Annotated in this window: 16 protein-coding genes; all 16 read right to left on the reverse strand. The window is 26.6% G+C overall.

The features are described from left to right. Window positions 1–30: 30 nt before the first annotated feature. The 16 genes from HF996_RS03505 to HF996_RS03580 all read right to left on the reverse strand — a co-directional run bounded on the left by HF996_RS03505 (window position 31) and on the right by HF996_RS03580 (window position 17050). The gene (locus tag HF996_RS03505; protein ID WP_168910651.1) at window positions 31–945 is read right to left on the reverse strand and encodes a nucleotidyltransferase; all 915 of its coding nucleotides are present in this window, start codon (window positions 943–945) and stop codon (window positions 31–33) included. A 101-nt stretch (window positions 946–1046) separates the two neighbouring features. Next, window positions 1047–2408: a BMP family ABC transporter substrate-binding protein gene (locus HF996_RS03510; protein ID WP_168910652.1), complete on the reverse strand. Its 1362-nt coding sequence runs from the start codon at window positions 2406–2408 to the stop codon at window positions 1047–1049. A gap of 83 nt (window positions 2409–2491) precedes the next feature. Then, window positions 2492–3421 (reverse strand): ABC transporter permease, encoded by a 930-nt coding sequence (locus HF996_RS03515; protein WP_168910653.1) that lies wholly within the window; start codon window positions 3419–3421, stop codon window positions 2492–2494. Window position 3422: 1 nt separating this feature from the next. Beyond that, entirely contained in the window at window positions 3423–5171 is a 1749-nt protein-coding gene (locus tag HF996_RS03520) for an ABC transporter permease (protein ID WP_168910654.1), read from the reverse strand. After that, a complete protein-coding gene (locus HF996_RS03525) occupies window positions 5164–6702 on the reverse strand; it encodes an ABC transporter ATP-binding protein (protein WP_168910655.1) in 1539 nt (512 codons plus the stop codon). Before HF996_RS03525 ends, HF996_RS03520 begins: the two co-directional genes overlap by 8 nt. A gap of 44 nt (window positions 6703–6746) precedes the next feature. Then, on the reverse strand, window positions 6747–6959 hold the full coding sequence (locus tag HF996_RS04130) for a hypothetical protein (RefSeq protein WP_254427709.1): 213 nt from the start codon (window positions 6957–6959) through the stop codon (window positions 6747–6749). Between the two features lie 172 nt (window positions 6960–7131). Further along, a complete protein-coding gene (locus HF996_RS03535; RefSeq protein ID WP_168910656.1) occupies window positions 7132–8382 on the reverse strand; it encodes a DNA cytosine methyltransferase in 1251 nt (416 codons plus the stop codon). An 84-nt stretch (window positions 8383–8466) separates the two neighbouring features. Continuing rightward, the gene (gene lepA / locus HF996_RS03540; RefSeq protein ID WP_168910657.1) at window positions 8467–10266 is read right to left on the reverse strand and encodes a translation elongation factor 4; all 1800 of its coding nucleotides are present in this window, start codon (window positions 10264–10266) and stop codon (window positions 8467–8469) included. 6 nt (window positions 10267–10272) lie between these two features. Continuing rightward, the gene (locus tag HF996_RS03545) at window positions 10273–10638 is read right to left on the reverse strand and encodes a hypothetical protein (protein ID WP_168910658.1); all 366 of its coding nucleotides are present in this window, start codon (window positions 10636–10638) and stop codon (window positions 10273–10275) included. A 9-nt stretch (window positions 10639–10647) separates the two neighbouring features. Next, window positions 10648–10920, reverse strand: a complete 273-nt coding sequence (locus tag HF996_RS03550) for an HU family DNA-binding protein (RefSeq protein WP_168910659.1) — start codon at window positions 10918–10920, stop codon at window positions 10648–10650. A gap of 49 nt (window positions 10921–10969) precedes the next feature. Further along, complete coding sequence (gene der, locus HF996_RS03555; RefSeq protein WP_168910660.1) at window positions 10970–12271, reverse strand: ribosome biogenesis GTPase Der; 1302 nt, start codon at window positions 12269–12271, stop codon at window positions 10970–10972. 2 nt (window positions 12272–12273) lie between these two features. Then, window positions 12274–12942 carry a (d)CMP kinase gene (gene cmk / locus HF996_RS03560; protein ID WP_168910661.1) on the reverse strand — a complete coding sequence of 223 codons (669 nt, stop codon included), beginning with the start codon at window positions 12940–12942 and terminating at the stop codon, window positions 12274–12276. A 67-nt stretch (window positions 12943–13009) separates the two neighbouring features. Then, entirely contained in the window at window positions 13010–13213 is a 204-nt protein-coding gene (locus tag HF996_RS03565) for a hypothetical protein (RefSeq protein WP_168910662.1), read from the reverse strand. Between the two features lie 3 nt (window positions 13214–13216). Beyond that, window positions 13217–14188: a carbohydrate ABC transporter permease gene (locus HF996_RS03570; protein ID WP_168910663.1), complete on the reverse strand. Its 972-nt coding sequence runs from the start codon at window positions 14186–14188 to the stop codon at window positions 13217–13219. Further along, window positions 14145–15125 carry a carbohydrate ABC transporter permease gene (locus HF996_RS03575; protein ID WP_334199177.1) on the reverse strand — a complete coding sequence of 327 codons (981 nt, stop codon included), beginning with the start codon at window positions 15123–15125 and terminating at the stop codon, window positions 14145–14147. The genes HF996_RS03570 and HF996_RS03575 overlap by 44 nt, the downstream gene beginning before the upstream one ends. 29 nt (window positions 15126–15154) lie before the next feature. After that, window positions 15155–17050 carry an ATP-binding cassette domain-containing protein gene (locus tag HF996_RS03580; RefSeq protein ID WP_168910665.1) on the reverse strand — a complete coding sequence of 632 codons (1896 nt, stop codon included), beginning with the start codon at window positions 17048–17050 and terminating at the stop codon, window positions 15155–15157. Window positions 17051–17060 lie beyond the last annotated feature (10 nt).

Raw genomic sequence — 17060 nt, forward strand, 5'->3', positions numbered from 1 at the left:
ATTCTTATATTATAAATGAATAAATTTAAATTAAATATCAATTTCATCAGGATTTGTAATCTGCAATAAAATGTACAACATTACTCTTTTAATTCTACTACTTGTATATCGTTTAGAATTAACTCTGTTAATAAAAGAATCAAAATCAGGAGCATCAATATGCTTTTTAAACAGATTTTGGATTCCTTCAGAAACTAAATGGATTTGAGCTAATTCTTCGGAAGATTTTTCTCTAACTATTTTTTGAAATTCTGGATAATGATTTTCGATTCTATCAGGAATAGAAGAAAATTTCATAGGACTATATTGTGAAATGTCTTCATTTTTATAGATGAATTTACGTAAATAAGATGCGGAAGCAAAATTATCATCTGGGGTTTCTGAGTGAAAATCAATAGTTCTTTTTAAGCAATAAGCTTTAATATTATAATTATTAAAAACAATGGCTTTAACATATTCAAAACCTAAAATATCATTAGGTAAAGTAATAACTGTGCCTGTTAATTCTTTAAGAGCTAGTGCTGAAGCATTTGGAAAAGAATTACCTTGTTTTAAAAATATTTTTATTAGTTGATTATATTTTTCAAAATTATTTTTAATTGTAGTAGCTAAAAAATACATTTGATCAATATCATCTGATTCAGAACCGAAAATTAATTTATCTATTTTATTTTCTGCAATAATTTCTATTGCACCTTGAGCAAAAATATGAGCTGCTTGGGTAGAATATTTAAAAGGTAATTTAATAACCTCATCTGCTCCAAATTTTAAAGCAAACTTTTTCCTAGTTTCAAAATCTGCTACTGCTAATTCGCCTCTTTGAGTATATTTTCCACTTAAGATTACAACAATTTTGTCATTTGGAAAATATTTTTTAACATAATTTAATTGATAAATATGTCCATTATGAAAAGGATTATATTCTGCTATTATTGCTATTGACATATTAAATAATTATATTATTTTATAATATTTTGATTTAAAAATAACACCCAAAATTGGGTGTTATTTTAAATGATTATTGAATTTTAATTTATAAATAGATTTTATGCTGCTGTAGTAGTTGTTCCGTTAATTTTTTTAATTAAATTGTTTAAAGCTTTTTCATTACTTTTTGCATCATCTTCATTAATTAGCATTGTAGGAATACCTAAAACTGTTTTGTAATCTGTTGGATGAGCTTGGATTTGAGCTTTAAAATCTCTTGTTGCTGCATCTAAAAATTCTTGAGCTTTTGCTTTGTCTGCATTTGCAACTGTAGAATTAGAAACACCAACAAAATCATCTGAAATTCCTTTATAAACTCTAGCGTTTGCTGGATTGTTTAACTGGAATGATCTAAATGAACCTAAAAATGATGAATTTTCTTTTTTAAGATAAATATCAGTTAATACTTCAAAAATTGTTCTTCCCAAACGCTTTTCTACTGAAGTAAAGAAAGCTGTAGCAGGAGAAAGTGCTTTAGATTGATCTGTATCTACTCCTATTAAGTATTTTGTTGAATCATTTGATTTTTTAATTGAATCAACTACTGAACTTGTTAATGAACCTGCTACTGGAAAAATAAGTGCAGATTTACTTACTAAATTATTTATAAGTGTAGAAGTTGTAGGATTAGCTACAAATCCTGTGTCAATATTAATTTTCTCATCTGCGATTTTTACTTTTGCAGTTGGGCTATCGCTATTGTATTTTGCTATTCCAGCTAAAAACCCTGCGATAAAGTCAGTAACTCCTGCTCCATGACCACCACCAAAAGGAGAAATAGTTCTTTTTGCTTCATCATTTGGGAATTTATATGCTAAAAATTTAGATGCAGCATAACCCGCGATGTAACCGGCTTCTTCTGTTTTGTATAATAATGAAATAAAGTGTCCTGGCTGAATTAAGTTTGTATCTTCTTGTGATAAATCTCAGTCTACTGCAATTATTATTACATTTTTCTCTGCTAATAATTGAGCATATGTTTTACCATCAGGAGCTTGTTGTTTTAAAAAATTAGGAAACTCTATACCTTGTTGAAAACCAGTTAAAATTCATACGTTTTGATCTCTATTAAGGAAATTTTTATATTTACCAATAAGTTCTGACTGATTATTAGTTTCTTCTGAAACTCTATCTTTTATACTAGTTTTACCAATTTGAATGTAGTGATCCTGAACAGCTTCTCAAATTGATTGATTAAATGATTTATCTTGAACAGTACCACCAGCTGTTAATAAAACTGTGTTAAAGTCAAATGCTGTTTTATCTGCTTTTGCTTTTTCAACTTCTTGTTTTCTATTTGCAACAAAAGAATTGTCAAAAAGTCTAGTTGAATTAGTTTCTCCACAAGAAACAAAAGTTGCTACTGATGCTACTGTTGATATTGTTCCTGTTAAAAATAATAATGATTTTTTAATATTCATAAATTCACCTTCCTTAGTTATTAAATGTATAATTTAAAATTATAATATACCATAAAAATAAAAAATGTTAAGTTTTTTATTTTCTACCTTAATGATTTGTCATAAGGGAGACCAACTGCTTTTGGGGCAATAGTGTTTTTTGATGTAAAAATTAATATTATTAACGTTACTAGATATGGTAATAAATAGAAAATATTTTGGTAAGTTTTTACACTTTCGAAAATTCCACTTCCATTACCAATAACTGTAGTAATTGAATAAATTAAAGAAAATATGATAGAAGCTATTCCTATATAAGCGACTTTTCATCTTCCCATAATTAAAATAGTTAAAGCAATAAAACCTAAACCACTAACGTTTCCACCAAAACCTACACCTAAATATTGTGATCAGATACTACCTGCGATTCCTGCTAAAAATCCTGAGATTAAAACACCTTGTCATTTGTAGAAATTAACATTAATACCTGCAGCATCTGCAGCTTGTGGATTTTCACCAATTGATTTTAGTCTAAGACCTCATTTTGTGTACTTAAAAGCTATAAAAATGAAGACAAAAATTAAAATTGTAATAACTACTTTTAAAGAAATAATGTTTAGAAAACTAGAATTATCTGTAGAAGCTGCTAGTTCTTTTAAATCATACTGAAACTTTTGTGCATTGGCTCCAGTAAATCTTAAAAGTAAAACAGAAATTGATCCAGCTAATAAATTAATAGCAACTCCTGAAATTATATGATTACCCTTCAATTTTATGGTAATAAGTCCGTGAAGTGCTGAAAATAACATTGTAATTAATGAAGCTAGTAATATCACAACTAACGACATTATCGGACTAACGGCATTAAAAGACTGTGCAAGTAAACCAAAAAATGTTGCTCCTATAATCATCATACCATCAATTGCTATATTAACAATTCCAACTCTTTCACTAAAAAAGCCAGAATAAGTAGCAATCATAATAATGGAAAGAAATAAAAAGAAGAAAACTATAATTTGTTCTAATTCAACCATGTTATTTAACCTCTTTTTTAGATTTTTTACATATTTTTGCTTTAATTTTGTTTATTGTAATTAACAGTTTTTTTTCTTCTATGGCTAAAAACTCTTTTAAATCCTTCTTAAACAAATTATTTAAAGCAAAGATATTAGCTTTGTGTTTTTGTTTTTGGTATTTTAACTTGTCATAACCTAAACTATTTAATTTTTCATCTAATTGTTTTCTTTTTTCATGAATTTTACTAAATTCAGCAAGTTTTTCATCATCTGATATTTGTTTTTGAGTTGAATTTAGTGTTTTAATATTTTTATAGTTAGTTAAAAACTCATTTTCTAATTCTTTTTTTAATTTTTTTCATTCTAATTTGTGTTGTGCAGTAGATTGTTTAATGATTTTTTTACTTAAACAATTATGTTTAAAATGAAGGATTATTAATCTAAAGTAAGTTGTAAATAAAGCAAGATTTCGTTTATTATATTGATTTTGTAAGTAATTTATTTTGTCTTCAACTATATGAACTTTTTCTTCTAAAAGTTCTGAATTTTTCCTTTTTTTTGAACTAGTTTTTAATTTACTATCTTTTTCTTTTTTAAAAGTTATTCACTGTTCTTTTTGTTGAGATTTTCAAAAAACCTGTGCTTTTATAAGTAAATAAGCTTTATAAATGAAGGTAAGTGGTTTAAATTTTGTAAATACAATAGAAATTGCTGATAAATAAACTACAATACCAAAAATAATAGAAATTGAATTTGAATCAAGATTATAAGCAATACTTTGTAAATTAGAACTTCCGCTAAAAATTATTGAATAAAATAAAGAAACTAAAATAGAACCAATTGGTGAATTATAAGCAAGAAGTGCAATTAAAATAGTATCAAAACCTTCTTTTAATGGGGCTCTAGCACTAAACAGCATATTTTTTTGTAAAATCACATATCATAAAAATCCAGCAACCCCTGCAATTAACGCTGAAAATGAAAGAGAAGAAATAACAAGAATTTTTTCATTTGTTCCAGCATATTTTGAAGCATTTAAATTTAGTCCTGACATTTTAATTTTGTAACCAATAGTAGTTTTTTGGAATACAAATCACATTAACGTTGCAAAAATCACCAAAATAAATAACATCATAATTATAAAATTATTGCTAGTTGTAAAAGTAGGTAAAGTTACAGACTGAGAAACATCATCGCCTTTATAAAAGTTTCATAATTGAGCTGAAAATATTTGATAAAACAAGTAAAAAATTATTCAATTAAGTAATATAGTTGAAATAACTTCATTAATTTTGAAAAAGGCTTTTAGTACTCCTGCAATAAAACCAATAAAAGCACTAAAGAAAATTCCAACTAAAAATGCTAGGAAAATAAAGCCATTTGAGACTGGTTCATTTATTTTAGCAGAATTAATTAAAATAAGTAATGCTACTCCTCCCGATGTCATCATTTGACCAGGTATTCCTATATTGAAAATTCCTGCTTTAAATCCTGTTCCTACAGCTATACCACCAAAAGTGAAAATGATAACTAACAATAATGTATCATAAGTTTTTGTTGATGAAAACGCAGTATTAAAAATATCTTCGATTACCTCGAACGGACTTGCACTTGAAGAAATAAAAATAAAAGCAATTAATAGACCAAAAAAGATAGATCATAATGAATTAAAAACTTTTCTTCTTGTTGAAATAGACTCATTATTGAAAATAAAATTCATTATTTTTGATAAATTAAACTCTTTTATTTTTGTAAAAACATTAGTCATTATGCACACCTCCCATCAATATTCCTATTTGTTCTCTTGTCATACTTTTTGCACTTCTTTTTTCAGATAGTTTACCTTTATTGATAACCATAATTGAATCTGCTAGAGCAAAAACTTCATCAAGTTCATATGAAATTAATAAAATACATTTTTTCTTCTTTTTTTCTTCTAAAAGATAGTCATAAATTTGGTTAATAGCACCAACATCTAATCCTCTAGTAGGTTGAACAACAACTAATAATTTATGCTCTGAAAGGATTTCACGCCCTACTACTGCTTTTTGTTGATTTCCACCAGATAAAGACCTTGCAAGTGCATTTCCACTTCCATCACCACGTACGTCAAATTTTTGTTGAATTTCTTTATAAAAATTTTTTAAAACTTTATTTTTTATAAAACTAAGTTTTTGAAATTTTGGATTATAAAGTTCTCTAATAATTGCATTTTCTCTGATAGTAAAATCAAGCACAATTGCATATTTATGTCTATCACCTGGAATGTGTGAAATACCTGCTTTGTTTTTGTTTTTTACTGAAAAATTTGTGATATCTACAAGCTGACCTGAATTGTCTAGAATCTCAATTTTTCCTTCTTTTGGCTTTAAAATTCCTGAAATTACAAGCTCAATTTCTTCTTGACCATTTCCTTCAACACCTGCAATACCTAGAATTTCTCCTTCTTTAATTTCTATGTTAATATTGGAAATTTCTTTGTTTTGCTTAGCAAAAATATTAGTCATCCGAAAGCCTGTTTTGTCTGATAAAATTCCACTTTGATTTTTTGGTATTACAACTTTTTTACCAACCATTGCTTCTGATAATTCATCAATTTGAACATTTTTTAAAGAAGGAAAATGTTTTACAACTTTTCCTAATCTAATTACTGTTGCTTCGTCAGCAACGGATTTTACTTCATGTAATTTATGAGATATGAAGATAATTGTTTTTCCACTATTTTTAAAAAAACGAAGAATGTCTAAAAATCCTTCAATTTCTTGTGGATTTAACACAGCGGTTGGTTCGTCAAATACTAAAATATCAGAATCTTTAAAAAGCATTTTCATAATTTCAACTTTTTGCTGAGTTGAAACTGTTGCATCTCCAGTCTTCTGATCTAAATCAAAATGTAAATTATATTTTTTTTGCAATAGTGAAACTTTTATTCTTGCTAACTCATAGTCTACAAAAACTTTATTTTTTAAAAATTCACTACCTAAAATAATATTTTCTAAGTTTGTATAAGCATCAATTAATTTAAAATGTTGATGCACCATTCCAATTCCTAAATCTTTTGCTTCATTAGGATTTTGAATAAAACTACTTTTTCCATTTATTTTAATACTACCTTGGGTTGGAGTATAAATTCCAAATAAAATCGACATTAAAGTTGATTTACCAGCACCATTTTCACCAATTAAGGCATGAATAGTACCTTTCTTGATATTAATGTTGATATTATCATTTGCGACAAATTCTCCAAACTTCTTAGTTATTTGAATAAATTCAATTGCATTTTGATTGTGGTTTAACATAGTTGGAATTATATAGTTTTTTTTATTATTTTTAAACTAAAAAATTATTTATTATTTTTTTTAATAATATTTATTAAGAATTTTTTAGTTAATTGATAACTTATAGAATTAGGGTCTAATTTTGGAAAATATTTTGATATTAACAATCTTCCTGAATTTCTATTAAAAGTAGAGCTTCAATTTCTATGATCTTGTTTGTGTCCTTGTTGAAAATCAACTTCTTTTAAAAAGAAAGAATAGATATTACTAATAATCATTTTTTCTTTGCTGATCTTTTAAAGATTTGTCAAACTTATAATTTATTTTTAAAATTAAATAAGCTTTAGTTTTCTTGTTAAAAATTCTTTAATTATAAAGCCTATAGCTGTTGAAGATTCAATACAATTATTTTCATCTTCTAAAAAGTTGCTTTGTAATACTTTTAAATTTCTATAATACATTATTTTTGTCCAAACTTTTTTTAATTGCAAGTCCAATCGCTTTAGCTAACAACGGAGGAACGGCGTTACCAATTTGTACAAGTTGTCATTTTTTGGAACCTTTAAAAATAAAATCATCTGGAAAAGATTGCAAGGCTGCTAATTCTCTTGGTGTTAAAACTCGTGGTAATTTTGGATGGATATTGACACCACCGTGGTTTTCTTTAATAGTGCAACTAGGTTGATTTCAAGGAGATTTTTTTCAACCATCTGAATAGTTTTTGTAAGCGCTTTGTCCCTCTGGAGTATTTTTGATTCTTTCTTCCATTTCTTTTGAATGTTTTGTAAAAATATGATTTATTTCTTTATTTTCTTCTAAATGCATATATTTTTCTATACATTCACCAAGAGTTTTATAGTCTTTTTGTTGTAATATTGGTTTAGGAAAATAATTAATTTTGTTAATTTTATTTGCTATAAAAATCACTCTTTTTCTTATTTGAGCAACTCCATAATCTGCACTATTTAAAGTAGTTACATTTATCTGATATCCTATGTTTTTATAGTCATTTATTATTTTTTGTTCTACTTGTCCATTTAACATTGTTCTTAAACCTTGCACATTTTCCATAAGAACAAATTTTGGTTGCAAATTTATGACTATTTCTAACATTTCAAGATATAAACTATTTCTGGGATCATCAACTACTCTATTTCCTGCCATAGAAAAACCTTGGCATGGAAATCCTCCTGCTATTAGATCAATATTTGTATTTTTAAATTTGTTATAAAGTTCTTCTTTGACTTTAGCATCTCTAATATCTCTAGTTTCAATAAGTTCTTCTTTTTTGTTCCTATTTTGAAAATTATAGACATAAGTTGCTACTGCTTCAGGCATAATTTCAACACTAGCAATTGGCTCAAAACCTGCCATAACTAAACCACAGGATAATCCACCTGCTCCTGAAAATAGGTCTATAAATTTATAACCATTTTTATAATTAAAATTTCAACCGTCTAATTTATTTATTTCTTTTAACACGTCAATGAAATGAACTTTTTCTTCAATTTTTCCTATTTTTTTATTACTGTTTACTTCTTTTTTATAGGATAATTTTCAATCTTGATAATCTGAGTCTAAAATTAAATATTTATTATTTTGTTTTATAGAAATTAAACTTTTTTTAGCTATTTCTTTTCTAATGAATTTTTGACTCACTGCTTCTAATTTAGCAATTTCTGAAATTTTATAATATTTCATTTAGACTCCTTTACGTTATTATCTTATATCAAGATTATTTTTCTTCATTTTTAAAGAAAAATAAAATCATAAATTAATATGATTTTATTTTTTATTATCTGTATCTGTTTTTAAAACAGCTAAAAAAGCTTCTTGTGGAACATCAACTGTACCAAAGGACTTCATACGTTTTTTACCAGCTTTTTGTTTTTCTAAGAGTTTTTTACGACGAGTGACATCTCCCCCATATAACTTAGCGGTAACATCTTTACGATAAGCTTTTATTGTTTCTCTGGCTATAACTTTTGAGCCAATAACAGCTTGAACTGGAACTTCAAATGAATGTCTTGGAATAGTTTCTTTTAATTTTTCTGTTAATTCTCTTCCTTTTTTGTATGCAAAATCTTTGTGAACAATAATTGAAAGAGCATCTACTTTTTGTCCATTTAATAAAATATCTAATTTTATTAAATTTGATTCTTGATAACCAATTACTTCATATTCAAAAGAACCATAACCCTTGGACATAGATTTTAATTTATCAAAAAAGTCAAAAATAATTTCAGATAAAGGAAGAATATAAACTAGTTTTCTTCTTGATTTGTCTATGTATTCTAAAGATTCATACACTCCTCTTTTATCTTGACATAAACCCATTATTGAACCTAGAAATTCTTCAGGAACAAAGATTGTTGCTCTTATATATGGTTCTTCAATTTTTTCAATTTGTGTAGGTTCAGGAAAAAAACTAGGATTAGAAATAGAAACTACCTCTTTGTTTGTTTTAGTAACTTTAAATTCAACAGAAGGAGCAGTGGCAACTATTGATAAATTAAATTCACGTTCGAGTCTTTCTTGCAAAATCTCCATATGTAAAAGACCTAAAAATCCGATTCTAAAACCAAAACCTAAAGCTTTTGAAGACTCAGGTTCATAGCTAATTGAAGAATCTGATAGTGAAATTTTTTCTAATGAATCTTTTAATAAATTGTAATCTTGTGAATCAACAGGATAAAATCCGGTATAAACAACAGGTTTTAATTTTTTATAACCAGGTAAAGGTTCTTTTGCTGGATTAGAAACTAAAGTAATAGTATCTCCAACTGAAACATCTTTTGCATTTCTAATTGAGGCTGCAATTCAACCTACTTCACCTGCTACAAGTTCTTCTTTTTTAAGCTCTTTTGGAGTTCTTACACCTAGTTCAATAACACCAAATTTTTTACCATTTGCCATAAATTTAAATTCATCGCCTACTTTAATTGAACCAGATACAATTCTTACTAAAATAATAACTCCTCTGTAAATATCAAAATAAGAATCAAAAACAAGTGCTTTTAATTCTTTATGATTTTCATCTACTTTTGGAGCTGGTATTTTAGTTACAATAGCGTCTAAAACTGCTTCAATATTAGTACCGTTTTTGGCTGATATTAAAATTGCATCATCTGTAGGTGTACCTATAGCATTTTCTACTTCTTCTTTAACTCTATCAACATCAGCTGCTGGCAAATCTATTTTATTAATTATTGTAATTATTTCTAAATTATTTTCTATAGCTAAATAAACATTTGCAAGTGTTTGAGCTTCAATTCCTTGTGTAGCATCAACAAGTAGCAAAGCACCTTCAGTAGCTGCTAAAGACCTTGAAACTTCATAAGTAAAATCCACATGACCTGGTGTGTCAATTAAATGAAAAATATAGTCTTTGTAATGAAGCTGCACTGCATTTAGTTTTATAGTAATTCCTCGTTCTTTTTCCAGATCCATAGAATCTAAATGTTGTGCTTGAAGTTCTCTTTTTTCTACTGCATTAGTTAATTCTAAAATACGATCTGCTAAAGTGGACTTACCATGATCGATGTGTGCTATGATAGAAAAATTTCGGATTTTTTTAGCATCCATAACAAATTACTTTTTAATTAGTGTAAAAAAATCTGATGTTGTGGTGTTGAAAATTGTAGTAGAAGCTTGTTGGCTAGCAGAATTTTTATAAAGAATTTCAGCAACTGGTCTAACTTGATCATGGTGTATGTCTTGTTGAGATCAGATAATTATTCAAGTTATTACAACAATTGCTACTATAATGATAGCAAGTAACAAGAAAAATAGAGCTACTCTTTCTGCTTTATGTCTTTCTTTAAATCTTAAAAATCTTTTATAAAAAATAATGTTTTCTTTTGGTTTTTGACCTTCAACGTCTCTTTGAATTGTTGGAGTTTTAATTTGAGTATCATCAATAAAATACTCTTTGGCTTGTTTATTTGGTTTTGACATTTTAAACTTCTATTTCAACATATCTTTTAGATTTTTAGAAGGTTTAAATTTTGCCACCATTTTTGCTGGAATACTAACTTCTGATTTAGTAATTGGATTAATTGCTGTAGATTGTTCTTTAAAAATACCTTGAAATGTTCCAAATCCTGCAATTACAACTTTGTCTCCTCTTTTAATTTGACCTGTTACTATATCAAAAAATGAATTTAATACTGCTTCACACTCTTTAAATGAAAGTTGTGTTTCATCCATAATTAATTCTAATAGTTCTTTTTTGTTCATAATGATTTCCTTTGTATTGATAAATTATTTATATTTTACTTTATTTTCTTTATTTTTCTTTATTATTTTTGTAAATTATTTTTATTGGGCAACCTTCAAAACCAAAATAATTCCTAAATTGATTTTCTATGTATCTTTGATAGGAGAAATGAATTAAATTTTTGTCATTAACAAAAAATAAAAAAGTAGGAATTTGTGCTTGGATTTGTTGAGCAAATTTAATAGTTAATTTCTTACCTCTAACACTTGGTGGAGGTTGGAGCATTTGAATATCTAAAACAAACTGATTTAAGGCATTTGTGGAAACTTTTTTTTCTAAATTATTCTTTACTTGAATTATTGTATCTGTTAATTTAGTAATTCTACTTCCTGTTTGTGCAGAAATAAAACAAATAGGGGCTCAATCTAAAAATTTGTAATTTTGCTTCATTTTCTTTATAAAAATATTTTGAGTGTTAGTTTCTTTAGCAATTAAATCTCATTTGTTAACTACTAAAATAATGGGTTTTTGTTTTTCAAATGCATAACCTGCCAAACGAGCATCAAAATGTGATAATTCTTGTGTAGCATCTATTAAAATCAAGGATAAATTAGCCTCATCTAAAGAATTAAAAGCTCTTAATAGTGCATAAAAATCAACAGATTCTGCTATTTTAGATTTTCTAATAATCCCAGCAGTATCAACTATTTCAAAATCCATTTTATCTATTTTTATAAAGCTAGAAACTGAATCTCTGGTAGTTCCTGCGATGGGCGAAACGATTGATCTATTTTCTTTAGTCAGCGTGTTTAATAAAGTTGATTTTCCTGCATTAGGTTTTCCTATAATTGCAAGTTTAAATGCTTCTTTTTCCTTCTCTTTTGCAAAATCTAAGTTATTTATTGTTGCATCTAATAAGTCTCCAATACCTTCGCCATGAATAGCTGAAATTGGGAAAATTTCTTCAAAACCTAAAGAATAAATGCTTGTATCAAAAAATTTATTTCCTTCTAATTTGTTTGCTGCAATTAAAACCTTTTTATTTGATTTTCTTAAAAGATCAATAACAAAATAATCGTCTGAATCAATTTCAGCTCTACCGTCTACTAAAAAAATAATTAGGTTTGCTTCTTCTATTGCGATTTGTGTTTGAATTCTGATAAGCTCTTGAAAAGATTTATTTTCTACCTCAATTCCACCAGTATCAATTAAGTAAAATTCTTTGCCTGATCAAGAAACTTTTGAATAAATTCTGTCTCTTGTAACACCTGGACTATTGTGAATTATTGAAACTTTTTTTCCTACTAATTTATTAAATAATGTTGATTTTCCAACATTTGGTTTACCGATTAAAGCTACGATATTCTTCATTTTTAAAGCAATTTCTGTTCAATTAATTTACAAATTTGATTAACTACTTGATCAAAATTTAAATGTGTTGAGTCTATAAAAATTGAATCTTCGGTCTTATGGAGAGGGTTGACTTTACGATTCATATCATTTTGATCTCGCTTTTCAATTTCTTCTAAAATTGTTTGGAAATTAGTTTCTAAATTTAATTCTTTGTTTTGTTCAACTCTTCTTTTTGCTCTTATTTTTGAATCAGCTCATAGAAAAATCTTTAATTCTGCTTTAGGCATAACAACAAATGTAGTATCTCTACCTTCCATTATTATTCCTTTATGGTTTTGTTGAAATTCTTTTAAAATATCTACAACTTGTTCTCTTATTTTTGGAAATTTTGCAATTTGTGAAGCATTTTTAGAAATAACATCTAATCTCAATTCATCTTCAATTTTTTGCTTTTCTAACAAAATAGAACCATCTTCTAAAAGTTGTAAAAAAGAATTGCTTCAGTGTTTTAAAATTTCTTTCTCACTGTCAATTTTTACTTCATTTTTATAGCAAAAATACGCAATAGCTCTGTAAAGTGAACCTGTGTTTACGAATAAATAATTATACTTTTGTGCAATAGTTTGTGCTATTGAAGATTTACCTGCACCGGATGGTCCATCAATAGCAATATTAATTTTTTTGTTCATTTTACTCCAATATTTGTAATATTTAATAATAACAAATTTTAATTATTTACAAATATAAAAGCTTATTTTATATAGTTCCGATGGTCCCAATGGAAATAAAAACAACAACAAGACCATAAATTGCAGAAATTGTAAGCCCTAATCCTACACAAACTACTAATGACATTCCAAAAATTTTCAAAAATGTTTTAAGTTGAATTTTTGATTTTGCATTATGTTCTTGTTTACGATATTTTAATTTCAAACTGTTTAAATAATATTCAAAAAACATAATTTATCCTTTAATTGTTGAACCTTGTCTTGAAATTGCTCTTAGAATTCTTTTTCTAAATCCAAAATAAATTATAAACATTGGTAATATTGCTAAAATAGCTCCTGCCATTCTAATGTTTTTTAAGAAAGGAATTAATCCTTCACCTTCATCTGGATTTCTACCAACATCTAATAATCAAATATTAATTACTTTAATATTAGAGTTTCCTTCTAAAATCAATAGTGGTCATAAAAGTCCATTTCAAGCTGCAAAGGCTGTAAGAATACCTACCGTTCAAATTGTCGGACTCACTAATGGAATAGCCACTTTGAAGAAAAATTTAATATTTGAACAACCATCAACCATAGCTGCTTCTTTAATTCTATCTGAGATTTCTTCGAATGCATTTCTGAACATAAAGCCTGAAAAAACTGAGGCTGCAAATGGAGCTACTAAAGCTAAAATGGTTCCGGGTTGTTTATTTCATAACAAAATAATTACAACTCTGTATTGACCTATTAATAAAGCTGTTTCTGGTAGCAATAAGATAGATAGAAAAATTAATCAAGAAGCTTTTTTGTATTTTCATTTTTTTAAAGAAAATGCATAGCCAAAAGTCATTGAAAAAAATATTTTTCCAATAACTGAAATTAGCGTAATTAGAATTGTTCAACCTAATGCTTGACCATAACCTTCTGCAAAAGCTTGAGAAAAATTACTTCATTCTAATGTTTGTGGATAATAAACTAAAACCCTTGAGTCAATTACTTGCTCTTTTGGTGCTAGTGCATAGATAACCATGAAGTAAAAAGGGAAAATAATAAATAGACCAAAAACAAATAAGACTATGAATTTAAGAAGAAAAGATACTACATTTTTCCACAAAGATACTTCTTTTACTTGAGAAGAAATTAAGTTTGTTGCTTTTCTTGTTTTTAAATTTGCTAACTTATTCCTTCAAAAAATTAGTAGCTTTAATTTTGTTGCGTACATGTCTTTCTCCTAATTTTGAAATAATAAGTAATATAGTATTTATTCCTTTTTTAAGCACTATTGAAAGGGCTAAACCATAAACAAATAAATAAATGGTAGAAACTCCTGCATAGGTAAATTCAGAATCTTTAACTTGTTGATAGATATAAATTAAAATTGTTGTTCCACCATTACTTTTTGCTGTTCCAGCATCTGGAAAAATACCAATTGGAAATACTTTAATACCCCCAATAATTCCCATTGTGATTAAAAAGTTTATTGTTTTAGAAACTGAAGGTAAAGTGATTTTGAAAAACTGTTTAAAAGGACTTGCACCATCAATAGAAGCGGCTTTGTAAAGTGTAGGATTTACTGATAACATTGCTGTAGTTAAAATTAAAATTTGAAAAGCTAGCGAACGTCATACACCTGAAAATAAAATAACTATTAAAGCGTTGAAAGAATCTTCTTGTCCGCTTTCTAATCATCTTGTTTTTGTATTAAATAAATTGTTAATAAATCCGCCTTCTGTAGCAAAAACATATGAAAAGGCAAGTGAGACAGCAATCCCTGATGTAACATAGGGTAAAAAGAAGACAGTTTGTCAAAAACCTCTAGCTCATTTTCTATAAATGCTTGCAATTGTTGAAGAAATTAATAACGAAATAAGCAAGGTAATAGGAAGAGAAATTATGGCAAAAATAGTTGAATTTCTTATCCCAATTTGAAAAAATGGATCTTGTAAAACATCTGAAAAAGCTGTAAATCCAAAATGTACTGAGGCTTTGTTATTAGGATCATCATTTATTAAAACAGATTCTTTAACTGCATATATAAAAGGAAGCAAAGTAAATAACAAAATTATTAAGATGGAGGGTAATAAAAGTAGTAATGGTTTTCAAAACTTTTCTTGTTTATGAAGGATTCCAAGTTCAAAATTTGTTTCTTTTTTAAACATTTTAAACTTAAGTCTATATCACAAATTCATTACAGCCTCTCTCTTGTATCTATATCAAATAAATGAAGCTTAGAAGTGGAAAGATTGAAGAAAATGTCCTCATTTTTTTCATAATTTGCCTTATTTTTCAAGAAAATATTAAATACTTCTACATTTTCAACTTTAACTTTGGCTAAAATGTCTTTTCCTAAATATTCAACAGACTCAATTTTTCCTTTAAAAGAATAATTTTGTGAGTTAGTTTCAATTAAATCTTCAGCTCTTATTCCTACTCTAATTTGGTTTTTCTTATAAGAAATGCTTCTTTTTTGAAGCTCGTTTAATAAAAATAAATATTTTGGAGTAGTCAAATTTGCTGTGAAAATTGTCATTTCAGGTACACCTAAAAATTTGGCAACAAATTCATTTTTGGGAGTGTTATAAAGTTCTAAAGGAGTACCAATTTGTTGTATTTTCCCAGTTGACATACAAATAATGTTGTCTGAAATTGACATAGCTTCTTCTTGGTCATGAGTTACAAAAACTGTGGTTATTCCTATTTCAGACTGGATTTTTTTAATTCATTGTCTAGTTTGAACTCTTAATTTAGCGTCTAAATTTGAAAGTGGTTCATCCATTAATAAAATTTTTGGATGTCTCACTATTCCTCTAGCAATCGCTACTCTTTGTTGTTGACCACCTGATAGTTTAGTTGGTTTTTTATGCAAGTTTTGTGTAATTTCTACTTTTTCAGCAGTTTTTAATACTTCATTATTAATAGCAGTTTTTAATGAAATATCTTCTGATTTAAATTTATTGTATTTTTCTTTATCGGATTCTGATAATTTAGTTAAATTTAAAGAATATTTTTGAACTAGTGCTTTTTCAAAATCTAAATATAAATTTAAAGTTAGTTGTTTTGATTTTTTAATATTTTTTTTGTTTTCTTTTAATTCAATCAGTTCAGCTGAATTTTTAATTTTTTGTTTTTCTTGTTTTATTTGTTGAATTAATTGATTTTTTTGTTGTTTAAAATTATGTTTTATTTGTTTAATAACTTGAGAAAAATAGTCTTGAAGTTCTGCGTTAGATTTAATAGAATCGATGTTGTTTATAGAATTTTTTACTTCTTTTTTGTTGATTTTTATTGATTTAAAAGAAGAAAGAAAGTCTTTTATTGCAAATTTAATTTTGTGAAAAAACAAAGCAAATTTAGAATTTAAATTAGGTTGTGAATTTATATAATTATTAAAATTATTCTTTCTAATTTCTTTTAGTTTAGAAATTGTATTTTCATTTAATTTTTTAATTTCTGTTTCTTTATAAAGCTGAATTAAATGTTTTTTATTATTTAATTCAAACAAGTTTTTATAAAGATGTGATTTTTGATTATTATATTGTCTTTCAACTTGTTTATAAACATCAAAATAATTAAAAATTAGTTTATTATATTCTTCAATTTCCTTCTCAGAACAACCGTTTGATTTAAAGACAATAACATTTGCTTGGTGTCTAGCATATAAAGATTTTTCTCTTGTTTTTTGTTTTCAAACAGCGTCATTTGTTAAAGGAAAAGCGATATTATCATAAACATTTAAATGAGGATAAAGTGCATAGTTTTGAAAAACTAAACCTAATTTTCTATCTTGTGGAGTACTTTTTGTAACATCTAAACCTTCAAAAAGTATTTCTCCTGAAGTCGGGGTAATTAAACCTGCTATAGCATTTAAAATTGTTGTTTTTCCTGAACCAGAAGGTCCAAGTAATGTAACTAATTTTCCTTTTTGAATTTGTAAATTAGCCTTATCAACTGCTAAAGTTTCACCAAAATCTATAGTTAAATCCTTGATTTCTATAGCTCAATTATCTTTTTGAGACTTAAATCATTTATCAGCTTTTTCTTTTGTTTTATTAATAAAATTAATTTTGTCTTGATTAACTTGCATAATTAACTTT

Origin of the sequence: Mycoplasma sp. 1654_15 (genome assembly GCF_012516495.1) — a bacterium.
In the GTDB taxonomy this organism is placed as follows: Bacteria; Bacillota_I; Bacilli_A; order Mycoplasmatales; family Metamycoplasmataceae; genus Mesomycoplasma.